The organism is Alteromonas sp. 4NS20-0143 (assembly GCF_057542855.1).
In genome coordinates, this window is the sequence record NZ_BAAJLR010000003.1 from 676,312 (window position 1) to 697,673 (window position 21,362).

The window sequence follows — 21,362 nt, forward strand, 5'->3', positions numbered from 1 at the left end:
CTAGGAACGATCACATATTTGCCTGCTCTACCGCGTTTAAATAAGAATAAGTTTATAAAACAGTGTACTTACGCCCTAGTGATATTCCACTCAAAATAGGGCGCTATTAATATTTAAAACGCAAGTTAACGCCCCAACATTCCGCGGGCAATGACTTCTTTCATAATTTCGGAGCTGCCTGCATAAATGGTTTGCACCCGTGCATCTCGATAAAAACGTGAAATAGGATATTCATCGGTATAGCCATAGCCGCCGAATAATTGCAGACATTCATTCACCATTTTCAGCTGCATCTCGGTGGCTGCCAATTTAAGCATCGCTGCATCGGTTACCGTCATTTCGTCACGACTAAACTTGTCCATGTGTTTTTCTAATAGCGCTTTACACATTTCAAGTTCAGTCTGACATTCGGCCAATTTAAACCGCGTATTTTGAAATTGCCCTACTGTTTGACCAAACGCCTTGCGTTGGGTTACGTAATCAATGGTAAGGTCGAGTGCACCTTGTGCATGGCCAATAGCTTGCACTGCGCAACCCAAGCGCTCTCTAGGTAGCTCTTGCATTAAATAGGCAAACCCACGTCCCTCTTCGCCTAATAGTGCGTTAGCTGGAATTTTCATATTTTCAAAAAAGAGTTCGCCAGTATCGCTGCTGTGCTGACCTATTTTGTGAATGGGTTTTCCGGTAGAAAACCCAGGAAGACTGGTGTCGACCAAAAACAACGACACTCCTTTAGCACCTGCTTTTGGGTCGGTCTTGGCGCAAACAATGATCATATCGGCCTGGTTGCCATTGGTGATAAACACCTTTGAGCCGTTGAGAATGTAGCTATCACCCTCTTTTACAGCATTTGTTTTCATGCCTGCCACATCGCTGCCTGCATTAGGCTCTGTCATTGCTAATGCGGTAAGCACTTCCCCTGTGGCCATTTTCGGCAACCAGTAGTCTTTTTGCTCTTCGGTTCCGATGTTTAACACATAGGGCGCTACAATATTGGCGTGAATATTATAGCCCGTTGCTAAACTGTGCAGGCCGAGACGACACATTTCTTCTTGAATCATCTGACAAACATCAAAACTAGCATCAGCTGCCCCATACTTTTCAGGCATATCAACAAGCAACATTCCCGCTCGTCCCATGGTATGCCACACTTCCCGAGGCATATGATGGTCGTCTTCCCATTTTGAATAATGGGGCAGTATTTCTTGGTCCATAAAACGCAATACCATGTCTTTGAACATCGTAAGCTCTTCATTGATTGCAGCATTATTGTCAGACATCACTTTACCTCATGAGACTTAGTCGGGCGGCAATTCGCCCTTTATAATTTACAACTTTTTTACATTGCGATGAGTGTAGAGGATCCCTCTGAAGGGTTCGAATGATGTTTATCTAGTATGCGTAATCACTACAATTTATTGACCGGTATGAGATAGGGTTTTAAAAGCCGCTTAGTCATTAAACGGCTCAGTGATTGATTTACTTGGCTCGGTAAACCATACAGGGCCGGTGTCAGTGACATAAAAATGATCTTCTAAACGAATGCCAAACTCACCGGGCACAACAATCATAGGCTCGTTGCTAAAACACATACCGGGCGCTAATTGATGAGGATTGTCTTTAACTAAGTACGGCCATTCATGAATGTCCATCCCAATGCCATGACCCGTGCGGTGAGGCAATCCAGGCAGCGTATAATCTGGCCCTAAGCCTTCAGCTTCTAAGCTGTGCCTTGCGGCTGCATCTACGTCGCCGCATGTGTTTTCCACCGTTGCCGCATTAAACGCCGCTATTTGCGCTTGTTTTTCACTAATCCACAGCAGTCTTTGCTTTGCACTTGGCTCGCCAAAGCAATAGGTTCGCGTAATATCTGATAGGTATCCATGCAGCTTGCAGCCAGTATCGATTAAAACAAGATCGTTGGCTTTTAAAACCTGGGGATCTTTCACCCCGTGTGGAAATGAGGTGGCCTTGCCAAACAAAACGATACAGAAATAACTGCCACTTGCCCCCACTTTCCTGTGGGCTTCGTTGATGAAGGCTTCTACTTCCGTTGTTGTCATTCCTTCTTTAAGCATACTCGCGGTTGCCTTATGAACCGCTAACGTCATATCCATGGCTCGCTGAATAAGTGCCAGCTCATGAGGCGATTTGTGCATACGGCAATGGGCCGTCACTTCGCTACCATTGATTATTTCAATGGTATTTGGCAAGGTTTTACTGAATCCATCCACAATGAAAAACTGTGTTGATTCGTCGACTGCAACCTTACTGCCATTCGCGGTATCAATGTCGCTCAGTAGCTTTGCGAATAAGGCGTAGGGGCTCTCGTGCTCTTGCCAACCTTCTATGTGTCCAGCAATAAGCTTACGCTCTTCTAAGGAATCAATCTCAAAGGTCGGGGCAATATAAACAACGTCTCCACGAGCTGGCAATATGGCGCCAACTAAGCGCTCGCTGGCGTACCACTGCATTCCCGTAAAATAGGCTAAATTAGTACCTGCATTGAGATAAAGGGCGGCTATATTATTAGCCTGCATGTAGCGCTGCGCTTTTTCTATTCTGCTTGTGTGCTCTGAAACAGAAGGTTGGGACATATCTGTTGTCATGTCGCGCAGTGTTGCTAGTGCTTCTTGCTGAGTTTTTCCGCCAATTTGCATGCAATGTTTGCCTCGTTACGTCAAATGCAGTGTGGCTAATCTACATGATTGGTAACGGTGCCGATAGGAAAACGCTATAGAGGACAGAATGAAAAAGATACAACAATGGAAACTGGTTTTTACATGACTGGTTATAAAAGCGGTTATAAAACGGGTTTTGCAGGGCCTTTTGCGAGTAATTCTGAGCTTACATCATCGTCGCATTGGTGCAGCGTTAATGTGGGTGGCGACATTTGAATACCAAACGGTGCTGCTCTGCCCAACACTTCCATTCCGAGGATATTGTGCTGATTGTCCATTACAGCCACCTTAACATTATCAAAATGACAGTCTGCACTTAACGCCAATGTAGGTATGGTGTAAAGCTTCACCTTGTGCTTTTTACCGTTCGCTAGTTTAGCAATGACCACGCCTTCTTCAGTCACATTTTGCTGAGCTGCAAAAACCTTAAAGGTGGCTTTATTCAAAATAGTTAGGGAAGAGCCAGTATCAATGAGGTAGTTGAATTCGCGCTTGTCCGCATCAAAACTTTGTAAGTACAAGGTTCCGCCACTGCTGCTTGTTAACGAAAACGAATTGGCGTTAGCCACACTACTGCTCAATATATTGCCTGTGAATACTGCAATAAAGATCGTCAACAATGTGCTTATTGAAAGGCGCTTAGTGTGTATTTTCATATATCGTAATTAGCTTCATTCGCAGCAATGAATGGTATGAAGATAAACACAGCAATAACGAAGCCAAATAATAAGCCTATGATTTTGCGATAGTTACTTTATTTTTCAGCAGCACTTCGCACCAGCAGCGTGCAAAGGAGCACATAAAACGTGCACTTCCCCTGTTTGTTGATAAAGCCTTTTTGCCATTACCTTCTTAACTGATAGCTTTTATCTATCGCGAGATAGGGTTATTTTTTTGTCATCAAAAGTTAGACTTTAGACGTACAAATCAGTGATTATTCGCAAAATGAGGGTTTACCATGAAGAAACTTGTACTACCTCTTTTATTGCTATCTTCGATAGCCGCTGTACCGTTCGCTACTGCTGTTGCCAACGAAGGCGCAGACAATACGAGCATAACGAAAATGATTATTGTGGATCGTACTGGCAAGCCGCCTTTTAAGCGCAAACTTGTTGAAGTACAGGAGCACGATGTGGCTCAGTTTGAGCTGCTAGGCGCTGCCACTGAATGTGAAAATAGAATGAGCGTGGACATGCGTGGTAAGCCGCCATTTAAACGCTCAGTTGAATGCATTCCGGTTATTGACGTTGCTCAATTCGAAACCATTGAAGAGAGCAGCAGCTCAACCAACTTTAGCGGTCATCCTCCATTCAAACGCCGTTAATAGCTTATCGGCTATGTTAATTTGAAGCGGTGTCAATCTGACACCGCTTTTTCAAATCTGTCTTTAAATCCAGTCCGTTTTGCCCATACCGGGTAAGCATGAATAAATGTAGTCAGCGCTTTGCTAATATTAGGCACTGATTGAGAAGAAAGCTGAAGTAGTGCTAACGCAGCCTCTGCGTTGTGGCTATTTACCATTGGGTTAACGGTGTTGAGCGATGGGAAATGGGCGCGAATAATATCAAAGCCAACACTTTCTTGCTGTGTCGCTATGTATCCCTCGGTAAGCATTGGAATAACACTGAATGCTTGCGTCTGCTTTTGCAGAAGCGGCTCCATAAGCGCGATATCTGTATTGCTAATCGCCTCCCTCTCTAGCCTGTCTCCATGGGTTTTCCAGAACCTGGCTGTAGAGGTATCGCCTAGCAATGACGCGGTATGGGTAAACCACTGGTTCGCTTTATTTGCATTGCCCTGCACTGAATAAAGCGTGCCAAGGTATGCGGCGTTAATCGTTGAAAATGGATCGATGGTCAAACAGGCTTCCATCATATCGATGGCGTCATTATTGTTGCCCTGTAACGCTAGCACCCTAGCCTTCCACACATAAGCCCATGTGTAAGCACTATCTAACTCCAATGCGTTATCAAGCGCGGCCAGCGCTTGCGTCGTTTCACCTCGCCAATAATGGACAATAGCAAGGTTAACATTCACCCATGGCGATAGAGGCTCTATCTCACGAGCTTGTTGTGCAAACGACAGTGCTCTATCGGGTGATAGCTGCGCTAGCGCTAACTCTGAATGTAAGTAAAGACTCGTTGCATTGTCTGCACCCTCGCTAAGCACACGATTTAGTGATGCTGCTGCTTTTTTAAAGTCAAAACTTAAGGTTGCCAAAATAGCTGTGGCATTATGTGCATTAGCGTCGTTTGGGTTTAAACGCAATGCATTATCAATAGCAGCCCTTGCCTTAGGCAACGCCTGCTCTTGGGGTATATATAAATCATAAAAATTATACCGCGCATAAATGTACGCAAGACTGCCATAAGCAGCAGAAAACGCAGGGTCGTAATTAACGGCGTCTAAAAACGCGGCTTCGGCTTTGCTAAACCACTCGCTGGTAGTGCCATTCATCCACCAATAGGTGCCTTTTAGATACGCTTGGTAAGCAGCAGCATCGTCGGTGATCCCTGCCTTTATTGGCGCCTTAGATGAAGAGTGGCTGCTGGAAACCTGCGCAATAATTGCATTAGAAATTTCAAGCTGCACTTTTAGTAAGTCATTGTTGGTGACATCGTACTGAGCGGTCCATAAGGCTTTGTCTTCAAACGGAGCAATCAGTCGAACGGATATTCTAAAGCTTTGATTAATACGCCTGACGCTTCCCTCAAGGGCATAATTGACGTTTAAAGCCGTGGCAATGTCGGCAAGAGAAAGTCCCTGTTTAGTCAGCGCCAAAGTAGAATATCGCGAAGGTACGTTAAAGCCAGGAGTCGTAGACAAGCTCGAAATTATTTCCTCGGTAAGCCCAAGTGAAATATACGATGAGTCGGTATCATCTGAAATCTGACTAAAAGGCAGTATTGCAATAGAATTGCTCTCAACCGACGATTGCTTGGTGCTGTCTACCAACGGGTTATCAATCCCTGTGAATACCCATGTGACAGCGGTTGCGATAACAGTAACCACCAGCACACCAGCTAGCAACCAAAACCTCTGATTCTTTTTCAATGTACTCTTCTGTATAGAATGATGAGCGCTTTGGCGAGTGCATTGATGAGAGCTTTGACGAGGGCTTTTTCCACTTTTCACAGAAGACTCTTCGGCCTTCTCACTGTTGGGCGCCGACTCAATATTCGCAGCGCTCTCTGGTTTTTGTATACTTTCCGTTGAGCCTGCGGCTGCTCCTGTGCTTGAGTCTGTGCTTGGGTCTGTGCTTAAGCCAGTGTTGGAGTCTCTGCTTGAGACTTTATTTGCATCTTCATTTATAAGTGACGCGCTGCCTTCGATAGATGTAGTTGCAGACTTTTGGTTTTGGTTTTGGTTTCTGTTTAGGGCTGGGTTTTGGTCCAGGCTTTGGTCCAGGCTTTTGTCCTCGGTGTTGCCATTGGTTTCAGCATTCATGTTAACTGCTGCTTGCGTTGTTGGGGTACTTAAAGAGGACTTATTCGCAGACGGCGTATTTGAAAGCTGATTATTTGAAGCGCTCAAAGCGGCTGATAGCTCAACAGGCGTTACCGTAAGCTTATAGCCTAGTTTGGGAATGGTTTTGATCAGCCGCTTCGATTTATTATCGTTTAGCGCATGACGCAACTGAGAAATAACGCGTGACAGAGCTTCATCAACAACAATTCGTTCTCCCCACACCACCTTGTGCATGTGCTCTCTACTCACTGCCTCAGGTGCATGTTCTGCCAAAACTTTTAACACTTTTATACATTTCGGCTCAATTTTCACAGTGCTATCGTCGCTGGAGATCGTATTATCCGCGGTATTAACAATATAATTTTCAATACTAAATAGCGTAGACGGCACCAAGCGACCTCATTTCAAAAAACATAAATAATTGAATTATTTGAACTAAAACAGAAAAATAATGAACATTAGGTTTTCATTAGAAAGAAATTTGTTCGTTATTATCTTTTCATCATGTAATTAAATCGAATTTCACTATTCTCCACCCATCGTTTAACAAAACGTTAACCAGCGTCTGACTCACGGCAACGCGATTAGACTAAAAGCTATTCAACTAGCGCGACAAGTGGAAAATTATCATGACTAAACTTTTAACCCTAGCAGCCACACTTCTTTTTGCGACTACTGCGTTAGCGCAAAATAACAATAACGTTTATAAGCTTCGTACTACCGTGGAAAATGTGTACGGCGTTCAGGAAGTAGAGAACGGCAATTATACAGATGGCATTCGTAAATTAAATGCGCAACTAGCGCGCACTACGGTAATGACCAAGCAGGCTCCTCTGCACACAAACCTATGTGTGGCACACATCGCAACAGGCAATTTAGAAGCAGCCCAAACCCATTGTGCAAAGGCCGTTGACCAGTCAGGTAATAAAAGTATCGCCCTAAACAACCTAGCAGTATTGAATTGCTTAGAAAACAAAGCCACGCTGTGTGTTGAGAATTTCGAGCGTTCGGTTGCAGCTAATAAGCTCAACCGCTTCTCATCAAATAACCTAACGCTTGCGAATACTCGCCTTCAAATTTCTAAAAACTAACACAAAGTTTTGCTCTTGACTTGAGTAAGCCTATTTAGGATAAAGCGTAGAGCAACAGCATAAGGCAATGGCGTAAGTCATTGCCTTTTTTGTACTAGCCATGCGTTAAAATACCAACTTAACATACACTTTTAAAATGCAGCATTAAAGCACGGGCCTATAGTGCGGACTTCCAGGCTTTCTCAGGCAGCAAGTAAAGCCCGCTTTGATGTGTCGAGCCCTCGCCTACAATATGCCCTATGCCTGACGCCATCACAGCCAGTGTGACATCAAACGCATTCAGGCTGTCGCCGTAACCTGCCGTTAAGTTAAACATAGAGCCATCTGCTAATAAGAAGATGGTTTTGTCTTTGAGCTTATACGCATTGACATAAGGCATGGGCTCGCTGTGACAGCTATTGTCTTTTAGATAGGCAACGTCAATCTCTTTAGCCACATGACCCACATTTAAGATAAACGAGTTATCTTTCATGGTATCTAAATGCCTAGCGCCAATAACCCCTTCAGCGCCTGTTGCCGTGGCAATGATGTCAGCGTCTTTAACCGCTTCTTGTAAATCTATCACCGGCCAGCCGTCATATTTTGCCTGCAGCGCTCGAGCTTGATCCAACTCTGCAACCTGAACTTGTGCCCCAAATGCTTTGGCTGACGCCGCCACACCTTGGCCAACTAAACCGTAACCGACTACCACCACTACTTTTTCGTGCAGCGTTAGGTGTGTGGTTTGAAAAAAGGTTTGCCAGGCGCTAAGCCCTACCATGTGCCGATTATGTAGCCCCTCTTTCACGGGCAAGTCGTCCCAATTAAATATAGGGTAGCGTGGTGCCATACCGTTTAAACGACTAATACCAGAGCCTGTGGCTTCCAAACCCGCTTTTATAGTGGGTGTAGATTCTCCTTTGTCGGCATTGTCATGTAAGCGAGTGGTGAGATCTGCGCCCATCTCGCATAAATGGGTTGGCTGCCAGCTCAAGGCTCTATCGAAGGACGCCGACCACTCAGTCTCGCTCATATCACGCCATGCATGTGCTTTTGCACCCTTTTTAACTAAGTAATTTACCACGTCGTCTTGCACGGTAGTGGGGTTACAGGTTGTTAAAAATATCTCGCACCCTTGCGATAGCAACCCTTCAACTAAAGGAGCCATTTTTAAGTCAAGATGCATATTACAGGCTAGTTTTACATTGCTTAAATCGGGTAATGAAGAAACAGCTCGCTTGGTACGAGGCATGTGAAGGCTTGCCCAGTCTAGCTCGGCTTGAAAATTTTGATACATGGATGATGGCCACAGAAAGAAAAAAGAAAGCATACGCTAGAACGCCAATGCTCAACAATGAGCAAACACATAAAAAGCGCTAAAACTTTGCGCTTAAAGCGTTTATCAGCCTACTACCACGCAATTTCTTCCTTTCTGCTTAGCTTCATAGAGTGCTTTGTCGGCTACTTTAATGAGCCCTTCAATCTTGGTCTCACCCGATTCTTGAGCGCTAAATGCCGCAACACCAATACTGGTAGTCACTGTAGTAATGAATTCACTGGTTACCTCTTTTACACTCAAACGCAGGTTTTCTGCGAGTGCTTTGGCATCACTCACACTGGTGTCTGGCAAAAATAGTAAAAACTCTTCTCCTCCCCATCGAAAAACCAAATCAGAGCTGCGTACTCTCGCCTTGATAGTTTTGGCAACTAATTCTAGAACAGCGTCACCTGCGTCATGTCCAAATTCGTCGTTAATTTGTTTAAACCAATCTAAGTCGATTAACACAATCGACATGCGCTGCTTTTTACGAACGCCCAGCTCCCAGATGGGATACACTAATTGCGTAAATGCTCTGCGGTTATACAGGTTAGTAAGTGGATCGATTCTAGACGTAAACTCTGCGCTTAACCGAGCTTTATATACTTCTTTAAAATTAAACCCTAAGGAAACTGACAGTAGCGACATTTCCAGCAGCATGCCAAGCTCTATACCTCTAAATGCCCACTGTGAGTAGGGCACAACGCCCCATGTTGCCAAGCTCGATACCGTCGCACCACCAGTGCCAAGTACAATTGCTGGCACAAAAAACGCCGCTAACACATTACCGTTTTTGTAACACATTACGCCAATAAGAAGCATCCACAACGACAGCGTGGTTAAAATAACCAGCTGCGACATAATGGCAAATTGCTGACTGCCATAGGCCAGCATAACGACGGCTAAGGCAAGCAACCCTGCGTATATGAATTTGCGTTTGGCAAACAGCGAGGGTAAGTACTTCTTAACGTTTAAAAACTCAATAGTGAAAGTTACACCTGCGGTTATGTAACACAGCATAAGAGTGGGCATGAGCCATTGCTGCACCGATGGCATCTCACCCCAAAGCCACCAGTAACCATGGCCTGTATAAGTGAAATTAAAGGCAGTAAAAGCAAGTAAATAGCAGGAATAGAGTAAGTATCTGCGTTCTCTGAGGTAGGTGTAAAGCACCAAGTTATACACCAGCAAAATAAGCAACGCACCATATAAAAAGCCATAAAAATAGGCATTTTCAAGCATGACACTGTTTGTTGCACTTTCGCTGCTGAGGTAAACCGGGATTGTCATGGGATCTTGAGACATCAAGCGAAACACGACAAAGGTGTCGCCAGTAGGAAATACGTAGCTTACTGAGGGCATTCTAGCGTTGTATGTACGCCCGCTTATCGCCTCAGTATCGCCTAGCGACTCCTGCCTCACTATTTCATTACCGGAAATAAAAAAGATATCGACAACATCTAGCCACGCATTGTCAATTTCGATAACACTAGATAACCCGCAATCCCTAGTTGTATCCGCTTGAATAGGTAATACAGCCCACAGCACCTCTTCAGTAAAACCAAAACTCACTCGATTAGCGGTGTTTTCAATGAATTCACCGCCATTGAATGCTCTCAGTGCTTGTTGAGCGGTAGTAATAGTATTGTCAGGCTTACTTAAAAAGAGTTTACTGTTTACCAGAGAGCGGTGATCGTCGGAGGGTGAAATAACTACAAACTTGCTGTCTGCGCTACTTTTGATATCGGTATCGGTGTTTAAGTTAGAGTTAGTATCACTGTTAATAGTGTTAGGTTGAGCAGAGGCATACCACGAGATAAACCCACAAACGAAATAAATCATCATTGTGAAAAAGGCGCGAGCACCCTTCAATCTATTTTGCTGGCCCACCATACTTCCCTTAAAAAGCCGATTAATGAAATTTACTCTTTTTGTAAGAATTTGTGAATATTTTTTAATTGATAAGTTAGTTTAAGCAAAAAATAAGTACGAGCTTACCCTCTTTCATCGAGAAAACCTCCGTGTAAGTCAAAAGTTTGGTACGCTGATTATTCCCGTCGACCACTTAATTTTTCCAATGCTTTCATTCATTACCAGCACCTTATTTCCCGTTCTCATCCTATTACTTCTGGGTTGGTACTTTGTACGCATCAAATGGCTTAACGATGGCTTTGTAGAATCTGGGTCTAAGTTGGTTTTTAACTTAGCCCTACCTGCGCTGTTGTTTCTCTCTATTAGTCAGTCTGATTTTTCCAAAGCGGCTAACCTTCCATTGGTTGCTATCGGTCTTGTGGGTACGTTGGCCATGTTTACTGCTCTTGTTGTTCTTGCGCACTTTACTGTTACCGAGGCCAATGCAAAAGGCGTAGTTGTACAGGGTGGGTTTAGGGCAAACATGGGCATTATTGGCCTTGCATATGCGGCTAATACCTACGGGCAGGAGGGGCTAGCGGCTGCCTCGGTATACATGGGTTGTATTACTATTTTGTACAACGTGTTATCGGTTTTTATTCTCAATTTTTATCAAATAGGCTTGAGTGCGCCAATTAATCAAATAAAGGGAATTGCTAAAAACCCGTTAATTTTGTCTATCGTTATGGCCCTGCCATTTTCTTACTATCAGTGGCAGTTACCTGAAGTGGTACTTAAAACTGGGGAGTACTTTGCTCAGTTAACGTTACCGCTCGCGTTAATCTGTACTGGGGCTTCGTTGCAATTTCGGTCTTTCTCGAGCGATTGGTACAACATTGTCGTCACGACAATAAGTAAATGTATTGTTTACCCTGCGCTGTTAGTTGGAATGGCATATTTGGTGGGCATACGAGGCATGAGTTTGGGGGTGTTGCTGTTACTTTCTATTGCTCCTACGGCAGCGGCCAGCTATATCATGGTGCGAAATTTAGGCGGCGATCATCGTTTAGCCGCGAGTATCATTGCAGTAAGTACCCTCGCCTCTTTACCTATTACGGCTTTGGGATTCGGCACTTTGTCAGCGCTTGGGTTGGTGTAGCTCAAACAACCAGACCGAATTGACCTAGCTGTCGCAGAAACGTTTACTTTCCTTTTTCACCTCGTCAGTAAGCCAGTTAATAAAGGCCTGAAAACGAGCTTGAGAGTGGGTTTCTTTGTGGGTAGCCAACCAAAACGTGCGTTTAATATGGATATCTTTTTCTAAAAGTCGAGTAAGCCCTTGCTGATGCTCTGCAATGAACTTAGGCAATATGCCTACCCCAGCGCCGTTAATTAACATTTGGTATTGAGCATGAATACTTGTGCTTCTTAACGCGCTTAGTTGAGATAATGCGGTTTCCTCAATAAATTTGAGCTGTGGGGCAAATACCAGGTCAGGCACGTAACTAACTAAGTTAAATTGGGCGAGTTCACTAAGAGACTCTGGCTTCCCCTCTTCAACTAAAGACGCTTTGGTATACAAATATAGACAGTATTCAGTAAGCTTTTGAGTAACGAGTAATCCTTTACTTGGCTTCTCAAGAAGAATGGCAATATCCGCTTCTCGTTTATTCAAGTTTAAAAAACCGCTCGTTGCCACAAGCTCAATACAAATACCAGGAAACAGACGCTTAAATTCGGGAAGCCGCGGGGCTAAAAACCAATTGCCAAACCCTTCTGATACACTTACTCGAATAGTACCCGCTAGGTGTGAACGCTCATCATGTAGCTCATTTTGCGCCTCAAGAAAATAATGCTCGGCTTTCTCGATGTAGTTAACTAGCTTAACGCCATGAGACGTTAAAACGTATCCCTTGTTCGTTAACTCAAATAATTTGCAATTTAGAGAATCCTCAAGCTTTTTTACACGGCGTATAAGTGTAGTGGGATCTAACTCAAGTCCTTTAGCTGCAATTGCTACCCGACCGTTTCTCGCCAGCCCGAGAAACAGCCTCATGTCATCCCAATTCATCAATACACCTGCATTTTTACAGCACCAAGCTGTAAGTATATGTATTGATCTTGCAAACACAAGGTTTCAATATTGTAAAAAAATCTAGGAGTAATTACGTGAGACAAATTAATCATTATATCGCAGGTAAATCATACAGCGACGAGTCAGAAAGCACTGCGTCAGTTTTCGCACCAAACACAGGCGATGTTCAAGCTGAAGTATTCTTAGCCAATCAAAATACATTACAAAAAGCTGTCGATTCTGCGCTAGCAGCTCAAACTGAATGGGCAGCGACTAACCCGCAGCGCCGCGCACGGGTAATGTTTAAGTTTAAAGAGTTGCTTGAAGCTAACCGCGACCGACTAGCGCAGCTATTATCGAGCGAACACGGAAAAGTATTAAGCGATGCGCAGGGCGACATTCAGCGCGGTTTAGAAGTTATCGAATTTGCTTGCGGCATCCCTCATGCTCAAAAAGGTGAATATACCGAAGGCGCAGGGCCAGGCATCGATGTGTACTCTATGCGTCAGGCCTTAGGCGTGGTAGCAGGTATAACACCGTTTAACTTCCCTGCCATGATCCCAATGTGGATGTTTGGTGTGGCAATAGCGTGCGGTAACTCGTTTATTTTGAAGCCGTCTGAGCGCGATCCATCTGTACCGGTAGAGTTAGCGAAGCTAATGACAGAAGCGGGTTTACCCGACGGCGTACTCAATGTGGTTCACGGCAACAAAGAAGCCGTAGACGGCATTTTAGACCATAAAGATATCAAAGCAGTGAGCTTTGTAGGCTCAAGCGACATTGCAAACTACGTTTACGAGCGTGGAGCACGAGCTGGCAAACGAGTTCAGGCCATGGGCGGCGCTAAAAACCACGGCATTATTATGCCCGATGCCGACCTTGACCAAGTTGTCGCTGACCTTGTAGGCGCGGCATATGGCTCTGCGGGCGAACGCTGTATGGCGCTGCCAGTAGTAGTGCCTGTAGGTGAAGAAACGGCAGAGAAGCTCAAGGCAAAACTCATTCCAGCAATCAAAGACATTATGGTTAGCCATTCTGAAGATCCGAATGCCCATTACGGACCTGTAGTTACCGGCGAGCACAAAGCGCGAATTGAAGGCTACATCGACCTTGCTATTGAGGAAGGCGCCGAGCTTGTTTACGACGGTCGTAACGCGCAAATCCCCACTGACAGCAAAGGCTTTTTTATCGGACCTACGTTGTTTGACCATGTAACTAAAGACATGCGTTCTTACCAAGAAGAGATTTTTGGCCCGGTACTGCAAATTGTGCGAGCTAACGACTTTAATGAAGCGGTTAATCTTGCCAGCGACCATCAATACGGTAACGGGGTAGCCATGTACACCCGTAACGGTCACGCGGCCCGTGAATTTGCCCAGCGAGTCAACGTGGGCATGGTGGGTATTAATGTACCTATCCCGGTGCCTGTTGCTTATCACACCTTTGGTGGCTGGAAGCGCTCTTCATTTGGAGACACTAACCAGCACGGTATGGAAGGCGTTAAGTTCTGGACGAAAGTGAAAACTATCACGCAGCGTTGGCCTGATGGCTCAGACACCAACGATAACGCGTTTGTCATCCCTACCATGGGCTAATGAGATCACACGCCCTCGATAACACGTAGGATAAGGAGTTTAAACGATGACTACAGTTGCAATTATTGGCCTAGGTAACATGGGTTCTGGCATGGCCGACAACCTGGTTAAAGGCAATTTTGATGTAACGGCGTTCGACCTTAGCGAGGCCGCGCTAGACAGAGCTAAAGGGGTTGGCTGTAAGGTCGCATCTTCTGCGGTTGACGCTGTAAAAGGCGCTGAAATTGTAGTAACCATGCTGCCTGCCGGAAAGCATGTGCACGATATCTACGCCAATCAAATACTGGCTAATGTGGATAAAAATACGTTGCTTATAGACTGCTCAACCATTGATGTGGGCACAGCAAAGGCAGTATCTGAATTAGCCGAAAGCCACGGATTGAAAATGCTGGATGCCCCTGTTTCTGGTGGAACAGCGGCGGCTGCGGCGGGAACGCTTACCTTTATGGTGGGCGGTGATGCCGATGCGTTTGAAAAAGCGCAGGGCGTGCTCGGAGCAATGGGCAAGAAAATTGTCCATGCAGGAGGCCATGGCGCAGGTCAGGCAGCTAAAATTTGCAATAACATGTTGTTAGGTGCCTCAATGATAGCCACCTGCGAAAGTCTGCAGCTGGCGCAAAAGCTAGGCTTAGACCCTCAAGTGTTTTTTGATATTGCGTCTAATGCCTCCGGTCAAACGTGGTCATTAACCACTTACTGCCCAGTAAAAGGTGTAGGTCCGCAAAGTCCCGCTGATAAAGATTTTGCTGGCGGCTTTGCCTCAGCACTTATGCTTAAAGACTTAACGCTGGCCATGCAGGGTGCTGAAGGAGTTGATGCTCAAGTGCCTATGGGCGAACTTGCGGCCAAGTGGTTTGAGCAACACTGTGATGAAGGCAATGGCTCACTCGATTTTTCATCCATTATCAATAAGCTTGCCTAAGCTAACCTGTAAACTTCAAGCTTCAGAGCTTAAAATATTTAAAAACTAGGCCACAAAAAAGCCGATATTGAGTGTCACATTGTGGACATATCAATATCGGCTTTTTTTATTTTTAACAGTTTGAAGTCTGTTGTTAAGGCTTGTGGTTAACACCGCTTAGCTAAACCTACTCCTTTAAAAACTACTTCTTTATAACTGTCTCTTATAACTGCTTAGTCGTGACCGCCACAACAGCCACCAGCTTCATCAGCCCAGTTTTTAAACTTCGTAGTTTTGCCTATACCTGGGTTAAAGCTATTCGTTGGGTCGAGCTCTCGATAGAAGTTACGCAGTGTTTCTTTGGCTGCATACTCATGCCCCACATTGTGCTCTGCTGGGTATTCCGCCTTGCGCTCGTCAAAGGTGGTTAATATTTTATTTTTTAGCACTTTTGCATCAGCGCCTTTTTTGACAATATAATTTTGATGCATCACGTGGCAAAACAAATGGCCGTAATACAGCTTCGTGTCTATCTGCTCATCAATATCTTTAGGGAGTACTTCAAACCATGCAGGGTCGTTACGACGAAGGGCCACATCTATCGTCATCATAGCGCCCACTTCCTTGCCGTGCATAATATGATAACGACCAATTGCACCACCCGCTACAAAGCGATGAAGTATGGCCTTATCGGCTTCATCTTCGGTACATTCGAAATAGCCACCTTCGTTGGTTTTGAAAAATTCATTGAGGTATTGGCGAGCTTCATCAACACCATCATTACTCATTTCTAAAATCCAGTGGTGCTGGTATTTATCTCTGAATTCATCCATGCGTTTGGGCAAATGATTGGGAAACAAATAGCTAAAGGTCTGCATAACACGGTCTGACATTTTATTGGGTAAAAACCCTAGTTTATCCGCAAACGCATCGAACTTACGTTTAAACGCAAACAGTTGAGGAATAAACTTTGCTCCAAGTTTATTGATAACAATAAACATGTCTTTACCGTATTTCTTCGACACGTCATAACAGTCGCGATGCAAATACTCACCGGAATCTGGTAAATGTTTAAAAGTAGAGAGGATATCTCTGCGCACCGAAGTAAACACGTTCGCATCGTTTGAACCCACATAAAACACCTGCTTTTTATCCGGTATGGGAAAGGTGTCTAAACGAACGGCAAATACGGCAAGTTTTCCCGCACATCCAGAGGCATCATGCAGTCTGCGACCATCGTTGTTATAGCGCGATGGTGTGTCTGAATCGACGTCTCGCACCCTAGCATCGTATTCATTGTCCGACGCCCTTGCATCAGGCTGCTCTACATCAGCATCTGTCCAACGTTTGTTTTCTAGATTCTCAAGGATTTCTTCAGGATCATTGCCCAATTTGATGCCGAGGTTATTCACCAGTGAGAGCGTACCGTCCGCGTCAATTTGTGCAAATAAAGCAAGTTCGGTATAGGCTGGTCCGCGCTTAACAAGCGCCCCGCCAGAATTATTACAAATGCCGCCCACTATTGATGCGCCGATGCATGAAGAACCAATCACTGAATGAGGCTCTCGGCCATAAGGCGCTAGCTGCTCTTCTAAACCGAATAACGTACTGCCTGCAAGGCCAACTATTTGCTTGCCCTCGTTCACTAACTGAATATCGTCGATACGCATAGTGCTGATGATAACAAGGGGTCTATCGTATTCTTTTCCATCAGGCGTAGAGCCGCCAGTAAGGCCTGTATTTGCTGCCTGCATAATGACTGCAACGTCTGCATCGACACACAGCTTTAACACTCGCCAAATTTCTACCAGCGAACCCGGTCTTACCACTGCTAACGCTTCACCAGAGCCAAAGCGAATGCCTTTACAGTAAGGCTGCTTTTTGGCTGAGTCGGTTAGTAAATAAGATTGTCCAACAACATTTTGCATAGACGCAATCAACGACTGGGTATCAAGGTGCACGGCCATGGGTCTCTCTACGTTAAAAACAGGAATTTCTTGCTGGTGAGGAACTATACACGAATGCGAAATAGAACAAAGAGGGAACCGTTAGGTTCTTAATACAATTTACTTATATTTAATGAGGCTAAAACCGGTAACCGCATAAGCTTTTTTAAAGCGTAGCGTTGAATATGCGGTTCCTTGTTGAGTTGTGATACATTGAATGCAGACAACATATTCATATGACAACAAAAAATGAAATCAACAGCTCAGCCCTCTGCCCTATTCCTTTTAACCGCACGCCTATTAACCGCACGCCTGTTATCCGTAATGGTGATAACTGTCCTATCTTCACTGCTATTTGCTACATCAACGATGGCGGCCAATAGCAAAAGTAGTGATAAAAGTACGCTCTCTTATGCGCCTAGCGAATCCCCTTTACAGGATGTGATTGATGCACAAGAAAAGGCAAAAAATAACGACACGCTTTTATTGGTAGTGCTAGGTGCTCAGTGGTGCCATGACAGTACGGGACTGGCCTCACACTTTGAATCGGAAGCACTTCAGCCTATCTTAGAAAAACACTATACAACCTTACTTGTGGATGTAGGTTTACTTGAGGATAGACGCAGCATCACTGAACGGTTTGATTACCCCATTTATTACGCGACGCCCACTGTGATGATTGTTGAACCTAACACAGGAGCCTTACTTAATCGCGCCAGTATGGCGAGGTGGGCACATGCCGATAGCATTCCGCTTATTGATTATGTTGAATATTTTACCGCTCATGGCGAATTAAGTGAGCAAGAAATCGCTGTATTGCAGTCTTATACTCCCACGCCTGAAGAGATGTCTTATAACGCGCAGTATGCTGCTCGTTTGCAGGAAGCTTATAAAGAGCTATCACCTTTGTTAAAAGATGATATCAGCGGTGACTTGGAAGGTGACACAGCTGACAATTTTTACGCTATGTGGAAAGAAGTACGCCAGTTTCGCGCTACCCTACAAAAGGAGCTAATGGAACGAACTCAAGCACAGCTAAACCCAGGTGAAGGGTCATTAGAAACCAAAAAGGCCACACTCACTGAGCATGGCCCTTTTTCATGGCAGTGACCCGTCCTAAATAGCGTGCTAAATAGCGCCCTAAGCGTTTTGGGGCTTTGAGCGTCTGGCGGCAGAATGACTGCTGCCGTTACCTTTAGACTGACTTTGGCCCGCAGAATTACCGCGATTGCCACCTTCCGTATTTGATGAGCTGCGTCTCTTATTTTTAAACTGAGCCCCAGTTTTATTTGCACCGCTCTTATTAGCACCGCCTCGGTTTGCGCTTCGTCCATTCTCAGAACCCTGAGATCGATTTGCACTATCGGACGTTTTTGCCGCTTTAGGCTTCTTAGGCTTTTTCGGCGCAGACAGTGTGGTGGCTGGAACCGGCACCTGAGGTGCAAACCCTTCTAACGTCTCTCTTGGAAGCAGTTTTTGAATGAGGGTTTCAATATCTTTAAGACTTTGAAGTTCATCTACACTGACAAAAGACCATGCTTGTCCGCTTGAACCAGCGCGTCCTGTTCTACCAATTCGATGAACGTAATCTGCAGGCGTATTTGGCAAATCAAGATTCACAACAATAGGTAGTTCACTGATGTCGATGCCTCGAGCGGCGATGTCGGTTGCTACTAACACATTAATGTCGCCTGATTTAAAATCTGATAGTGCTTTAGTTCTCGCACCCTGGCTTTTATTACCATGAATAGCGGCTGCTGGAATCTTCGCTTTCGACAATTTGTCGGCAACACGATTGGCACCGTGCTTGGTACGGCTAAATACGAGTACCTGGCTCCACTTTTCCTGCTTAATTAAGCTAATAAGCGCTGACGTCTTTTTAGACTTGTCTACAGTAATCAAATGCTGCTTCACTGAGTCTACGGTGGTGTTTGCTGGCGCCGTAGAGATGTGAACTGGATCGCGAGTGATCGTTTGCGCTAATGCTGTAATTTCTGGTGAAAATGTGGCAGAGAAAAGTAGGCTTTGACGCTTCGCGGGCAACAGTTTTAGTACTTTTTTAATGTCGTGGATAAAGCCCATGTCCAACATTCTGTCAGCTTCATCTAATACGAGTACTTCTAGCTGAGAAAACTTCACAGCATTTTGTTGATATAAATCGAGAAGACGACCAGGCGTGGCGATAAGCACATCAACACCTTTTCTCAACTTCATCATTTGCGGGTTTATACCTACACCACCAAATACAACTGCCGTCGTTAACGGCACAAAAGTGCTAAACGAACGAATACTTTCTTCAACCTGGGCGGCTAGCTCTCGAGTAGGCGTTAGCACTAAGGCTCTAATATTGTTGCCCGACGCTTTTTTACCATCTAATAGATTGTGCAAAATAGGCAAGCCAAACCCTGCAGTTTTTCCGGTTCCGGTTTGCGCAGCAGCAAGTACATCCTTCCCTTCCATCACGACGGGAATTGCTTTTTCTTGAATAGGTGATGGTTTGCTAAACCCTTGTTTTTCGATTGCTTTCAACAACGGCTCGGCAAGCCCTAGCTGGGAAAATGACATTAAATAACTAACTCCTGAAAAATTGTTGCTTTGTCTGATAAAGCAGTAGGTACCTGTGGGTGAAGCGAGAATGCCGTTTTGCTAACCGATGGGCTATTTTGCTAACCGATGGGTTTAAAATATAAAGGGGATGACCAAGGCACCGAAGCGACTTAAAAAGCTCTTTTGATTTATAGTACAAGATGGAATAAACGCACGCTACTATCCTGTCAAAGCGCGCGCGGAGTCTATCATTTATAGCATGTGATAACCAGCACACTTTTTAATCATGGCGTTTCTGCGCTTCATTATTTTTCGCTTTTTCGGCTATTTATTGACTGTGCTAGACTAAGGGCTGTTTATCTATGCTGTACGGATTTTGGCAACTTTTTTTGGCAACTATGAACTTTGCGCTCTCGCTACGTTTCCAGAGGTGCAATTATTCTGTATTAATAGCATGCAATAAAAATAAACAGCCACTGTAAAAAATAAAACTTTACCAAATCAAAGATACAGTATAAAACGCGTTTGCTGCATACATAGTCGTATGCTTTTGGAGAAATAAACAGAATGAACATAGAGCACTTTTATCAAGCGGTAGAAAGTAAGCTACTCATTATTGAGTCGTCGTTGCTGTCGACTAGCTTTTATATTCAACTGATGATTATTGCTTTTATCTATTTAAGCGCGTTTTTGTTTTCAAGACAGATTGAAAAGTCACTCAGATTTACCAAAAGCAAGCCGCAGCACGGGGCCCATACACTGCATGGTTTTTTGTACAACGCCGGCCGCGCCCTATTCCCTATCATTACTATCAGTTTACTCAAGTTTTCTACTGTACTTGGAGAACGGTTTCAGTTTGACGCATGGCTATTAGATATCGCCGTCGTAGTTGCCGTGCTCATTTTTGTGAATTCTATTATTAACGGTTTTGTAGAAAATAAATCTACTGCGCGGCTTATGCGAGTTGTGGGTTTGCCTATTTTGTTTTTACACCTTATTGGGCTACTCCCTATAATTAATGAGGCCTTGGCATCTATTGCTATTTCGGTGGGCAATGTTCAGATTTCTGCTTATGGCGTTGCTCGCGTTGTGCTTTTTGGTGGACTTCTCTTTTGGCTAGGCCGTAGCTCCAATGCCATTGGCCAAGACATTATCAGAAACCATAAGTCGCTAGATTTATCGACAAAAGAAGTGTTTGCAAAGCTTTTTGAAGTAGCACTATTTTGCGTAGCGTTTATTTTGTTGCTCAATGTAATGGGCATAAACCTAACCGCATTAGCCGTATTTGGTGGAGCCTTGGGTGTTGGACTAGGCTTAGGTTTACAGTCTATCGCCTCAAACTTTATCTCCGGTATTATTATTCTACTCGACCGCTCATTAACCGTTGGCGACTACGTAGAGCTAGAGGACGGACGAAAAGGGATAGTTCGCGAATTTAAGATGCGTTACGCAGTATTAGAAACCTTTGATGGCAAAGATATTTTAGTGCCCAACGAAAAATTCATCAGCTCACTGCTTATCAACTGGACGCACAAAGATTCAAAACAGCGCTATCGCATCGATTTTTCAGTGGCGTACAAAACCGATATCCGCGCGATGGTTGAAATTGTGAAATCTGCTGTTGCTGACCATCCGCAGGTGATAGGCGGTGAAGGCATTCCATTTGAAGAACAGCCAGACTGTGAAATTGATAGTTTTGGCGACTCAGGGGTTAATATGTTCATTGAGTTTTGGATGGAAGGGGTAGACGACGGCAAAAATCGCGTGGGTGGCGACTTGCTATTGACGGTTTTTGAAACCTTGAGAGAACACAATATTGAGATACCTTTCCCTCAACGTGAAGTACGTGTACTCAATGAAAGTGACGCAGTGTCTAAAATGAGTATAAAAACTTCTGAATAACGCTTGGCT

General features: G+C 44.6%; 16 protein-coding genes. 7 read left to right on the forward strand and 9 right to left on the reverse strand.

The window, feature by feature from the left end:
• Nucleotides 1-125: 125 nt before the first annotated feature.
• The 3 genes from AC27HD_RS10110 to AC27HD_RS10120 all read right to left on the reverse strand — a co-directional run bounded on the left by AC27HD_RS10110 (nucleotide 126) and on the right by AC27HD_RS10120 (nucleotide 3,337).
• Nucleotides 126-1,280: an acyl-CoA dehydrogenase family protein gene (locus AC27HD_RS10110; protein ID WP_487105492.1), complete on the reverse strand. Its 1,155-nt coding sequence runs from the start codon at nucleotides 1,278-1,280 to the stop codon at nucleotides 126-128.
• Between the two features lie 171 nt (nucleotides 1,281-1,451).
• On the reverse strand, nucleotides 1,452-2,660 hold the full coding sequence (locus AC27HD_RS10115; RefSeq protein WP_487105494.1) for a M24 family metallopeptidase: 1,209 nt from the start codon (nucleotides 2,658-2,660) through the stop codon (nucleotides 1,452-1,454).
• 143 nt (nucleotides 2,661-2,803) lie between these two features.
• A complete protein-coding gene (locus tag AC27HD_RS10120; RefSeq protein ID WP_052010321.1) occupies nucleotides 2,804-3,337 on the reverse strand; it encodes a retroviral-like aspartic protease family protein in 534 nt (177 codons plus the stop codon).
• Nucleotides 3,338-3,639: 302 nt separating this feature from the next.
• On the opposite strand from AC27HD_RS10120, the gene AC27HD_RS10125 reads away from it, so the two are divergent.
• On the forward strand, nucleotides 3,640-4,005 hold the full coding sequence (locus tag AC27HD_RS10125) for a hypothetical protein (RefSeq protein ID WP_487105496.1): 366 nt from the start codon (nucleotides 3,640-3,642) through the stop codon (nucleotides 4,003-4,005).
• A 32-nt stretch (nucleotides 4,006-4,037) separates the two neighbouring features.
• Here AC27HD_RS10125 and AC27HD_RS10130 read toward each other — a convergent pair whose 3' ends face one another.
• Entirely contained in the window at nucleotides 4,038-6,539 is a 2,502-nt protein-coding gene (locus tag AC27HD_RS10130; RefSeq protein WP_487105498.1) for a winged helix-turn-helix domain-containing protein, read from the reverse strand.
• A gap of 239 nt (nucleotides 6,540-6,778) precedes the next feature.
• Here AC27HD_RS10130 and AC27HD_RS10135 point away from each other — a divergent pair, with 239 nt between their 5' ends.
• A complete protein-coding gene (locus AC27HD_RS10135; RefSeq protein ID WP_032097307.1) occupies nucleotides 6,779-7,240 on the forward strand; it encodes a tetratricopeptide repeat protein in 462 nt (153 codons plus the stop codon).
• Nucleotides 7,241-7,397: 157 nt separating this feature from the next.
• Here the strand turns inward: AC27HD_RS10135 and AC27HD_RS10140 are convergent, their stop codons facing one another.
• Together AC27HD_RS10140 and AC27HD_RS10145 are read right to left on the reverse strand one after the other, a co-directional pair.
• On the reverse strand, nucleotides 7,398-8,516 hold the full coding sequence (locus AC27HD_RS10140) for an adenosylhomocysteinase (protein WP_487105500.1): 1,119 nt from the start codon (nucleotides 8,514-8,516) through the stop codon (nucleotides 7,398-7,400).
• A gap of 105 nt (nucleotides 8,517-8,621) precedes the next feature.
• The gene (locus tag AC27HD_RS10145; protein ID WP_487105502.1) at nucleotides 8,622-10,430 is read right to left on the reverse strand and encodes a diguanylate cyclase; all 1,809 of its coding nucleotides are present in this window, start codon (nucleotides 10,428-10,430) and stop codon (nucleotides 8,622-8,624) included.
• A 184-nt stretch (nucleotides 10,431-10,614) separates the two neighbouring features.
• Between AC27HD_RS10145 and AC27HD_RS10150 the strand changes: the two genes are divergently transcribed.
• Entirely contained in the window at nucleotides 10,615-11,547 is a 933-nt protein-coding gene (locus AC27HD_RS10150; RefSeq protein ID WP_487105504.1) for an AEC family transporter, read from the forward strand.
• Between the two features lie 24 nt (nucleotides 11,548-11,571).
• On the opposite strand, the gene AC27HD_RS10155 is transcribed toward AC27HD_RS10150, so the two are convergent.
• Complete coding sequence (locus AC27HD_RS10155) at nucleotides 11,572-12,459, reverse strand: LysR family transcriptional regulator (RefSeq protein ID WP_487105506.1); 888 nt, start codon at nucleotides 12,457-12,459, stop codon at nucleotides 11,572-11,574.
• Between the two features lie 98 nt (nucleotides 12,460-12,557).
• Here AC27HD_RS10155 and AC27HD_RS10160 point away from each other — a divergent pair, with 98 nt between their 5' ends.
• The gene (locus AC27HD_RS10160) at nucleotides 12,558-14,057 is read left to right on the forward strand and encodes a CoA-acylating methylmalonate-semialdehyde dehydrogenase (RefSeq protein WP_487105508.1); all 1,500 of its coding nucleotides are present in this window, start codon (nucleotides 12,558-12,560) and stop codon (nucleotides 14,055-14,057) included.
• A 46-nt stretch (nucleotides 14,058-14,103) separates the two neighbouring features.
• Nucleotides 14,104-14,979: a 3-hydroxyisobutyrate dehydrogenase gene (mmsB, locus tag AC27HD_RS10165; protein ID WP_487105510.1), complete on the forward strand. Its 876-nt coding sequence runs from the start codon at nucleotides 14,104-14,106 to the stop codon at nucleotides 14,977-14,979.
• Nucleotides 14,980-15,191: 212 nt separating this feature from the next.
• Here mmsB and dld read toward each other — a convergent pair whose 3' ends face one another.
• Entirely contained in the window at nucleotides 15,192-16,925 is a 1,734-nt protein-coding gene (dld, locus tag AC27HD_RS10170; RefSeq protein ID WP_487105512.1) for a D-lactate dehydrogenase, read from the reverse strand.
• Nucleotides 16,926-17,153: 228 nt separating this feature from the next.
• Here dld and AC27HD_RS10175 point away from each other — a divergent pair, with 228 nt between their 5' ends.
• The gene (locus tag AC27HD_RS10175; protein WP_487105514.1) at nucleotides 17,154-18,014 is read left to right on the forward strand and encodes a thioredoxin domain-containing protein; all 861 of its coding nucleotides are present in this window, start codon (nucleotides 17,154-17,156) and stop codon (nucleotides 18,012-18,014) included.
• A gap of 30 nt (nucleotides 18,015-18,044) precedes the next feature.
• Here the strand turns inward: AC27HD_RS10175 and AC27HD_RS10180 are convergent, their stop codons facing one another.
• Nucleotides 18,045-19,469, reverse strand: a complete 1,425-nt coding sequence (locus AC27HD_RS10180; RefSeq protein ID WP_487105516.1) for a DEAD/DEAH box helicase — start codon at nucleotides 19,467-19,469, stop codon at nucleotides 18,045-18,047.
• 639 nt (nucleotides 19,470-20,108) lie between these two features.
• On the opposite strand from AC27HD_RS10180, the gene AC27HD_RS10185 reads away from it, so the two are divergent.
• Complete coding sequence (locus AC27HD_RS10185; protein WP_442853195.1) at nucleotides 20,109-21,353, forward strand: mechanosensitive ion channel family protein; 1,245 nt, start codon at nucleotides 20,109-20,111, stop codon at nucleotides 21,351-21,353.
• The last annotated feature ends 9 nt before the right edge of the window (nucleotides 21,354-21,362 follow it).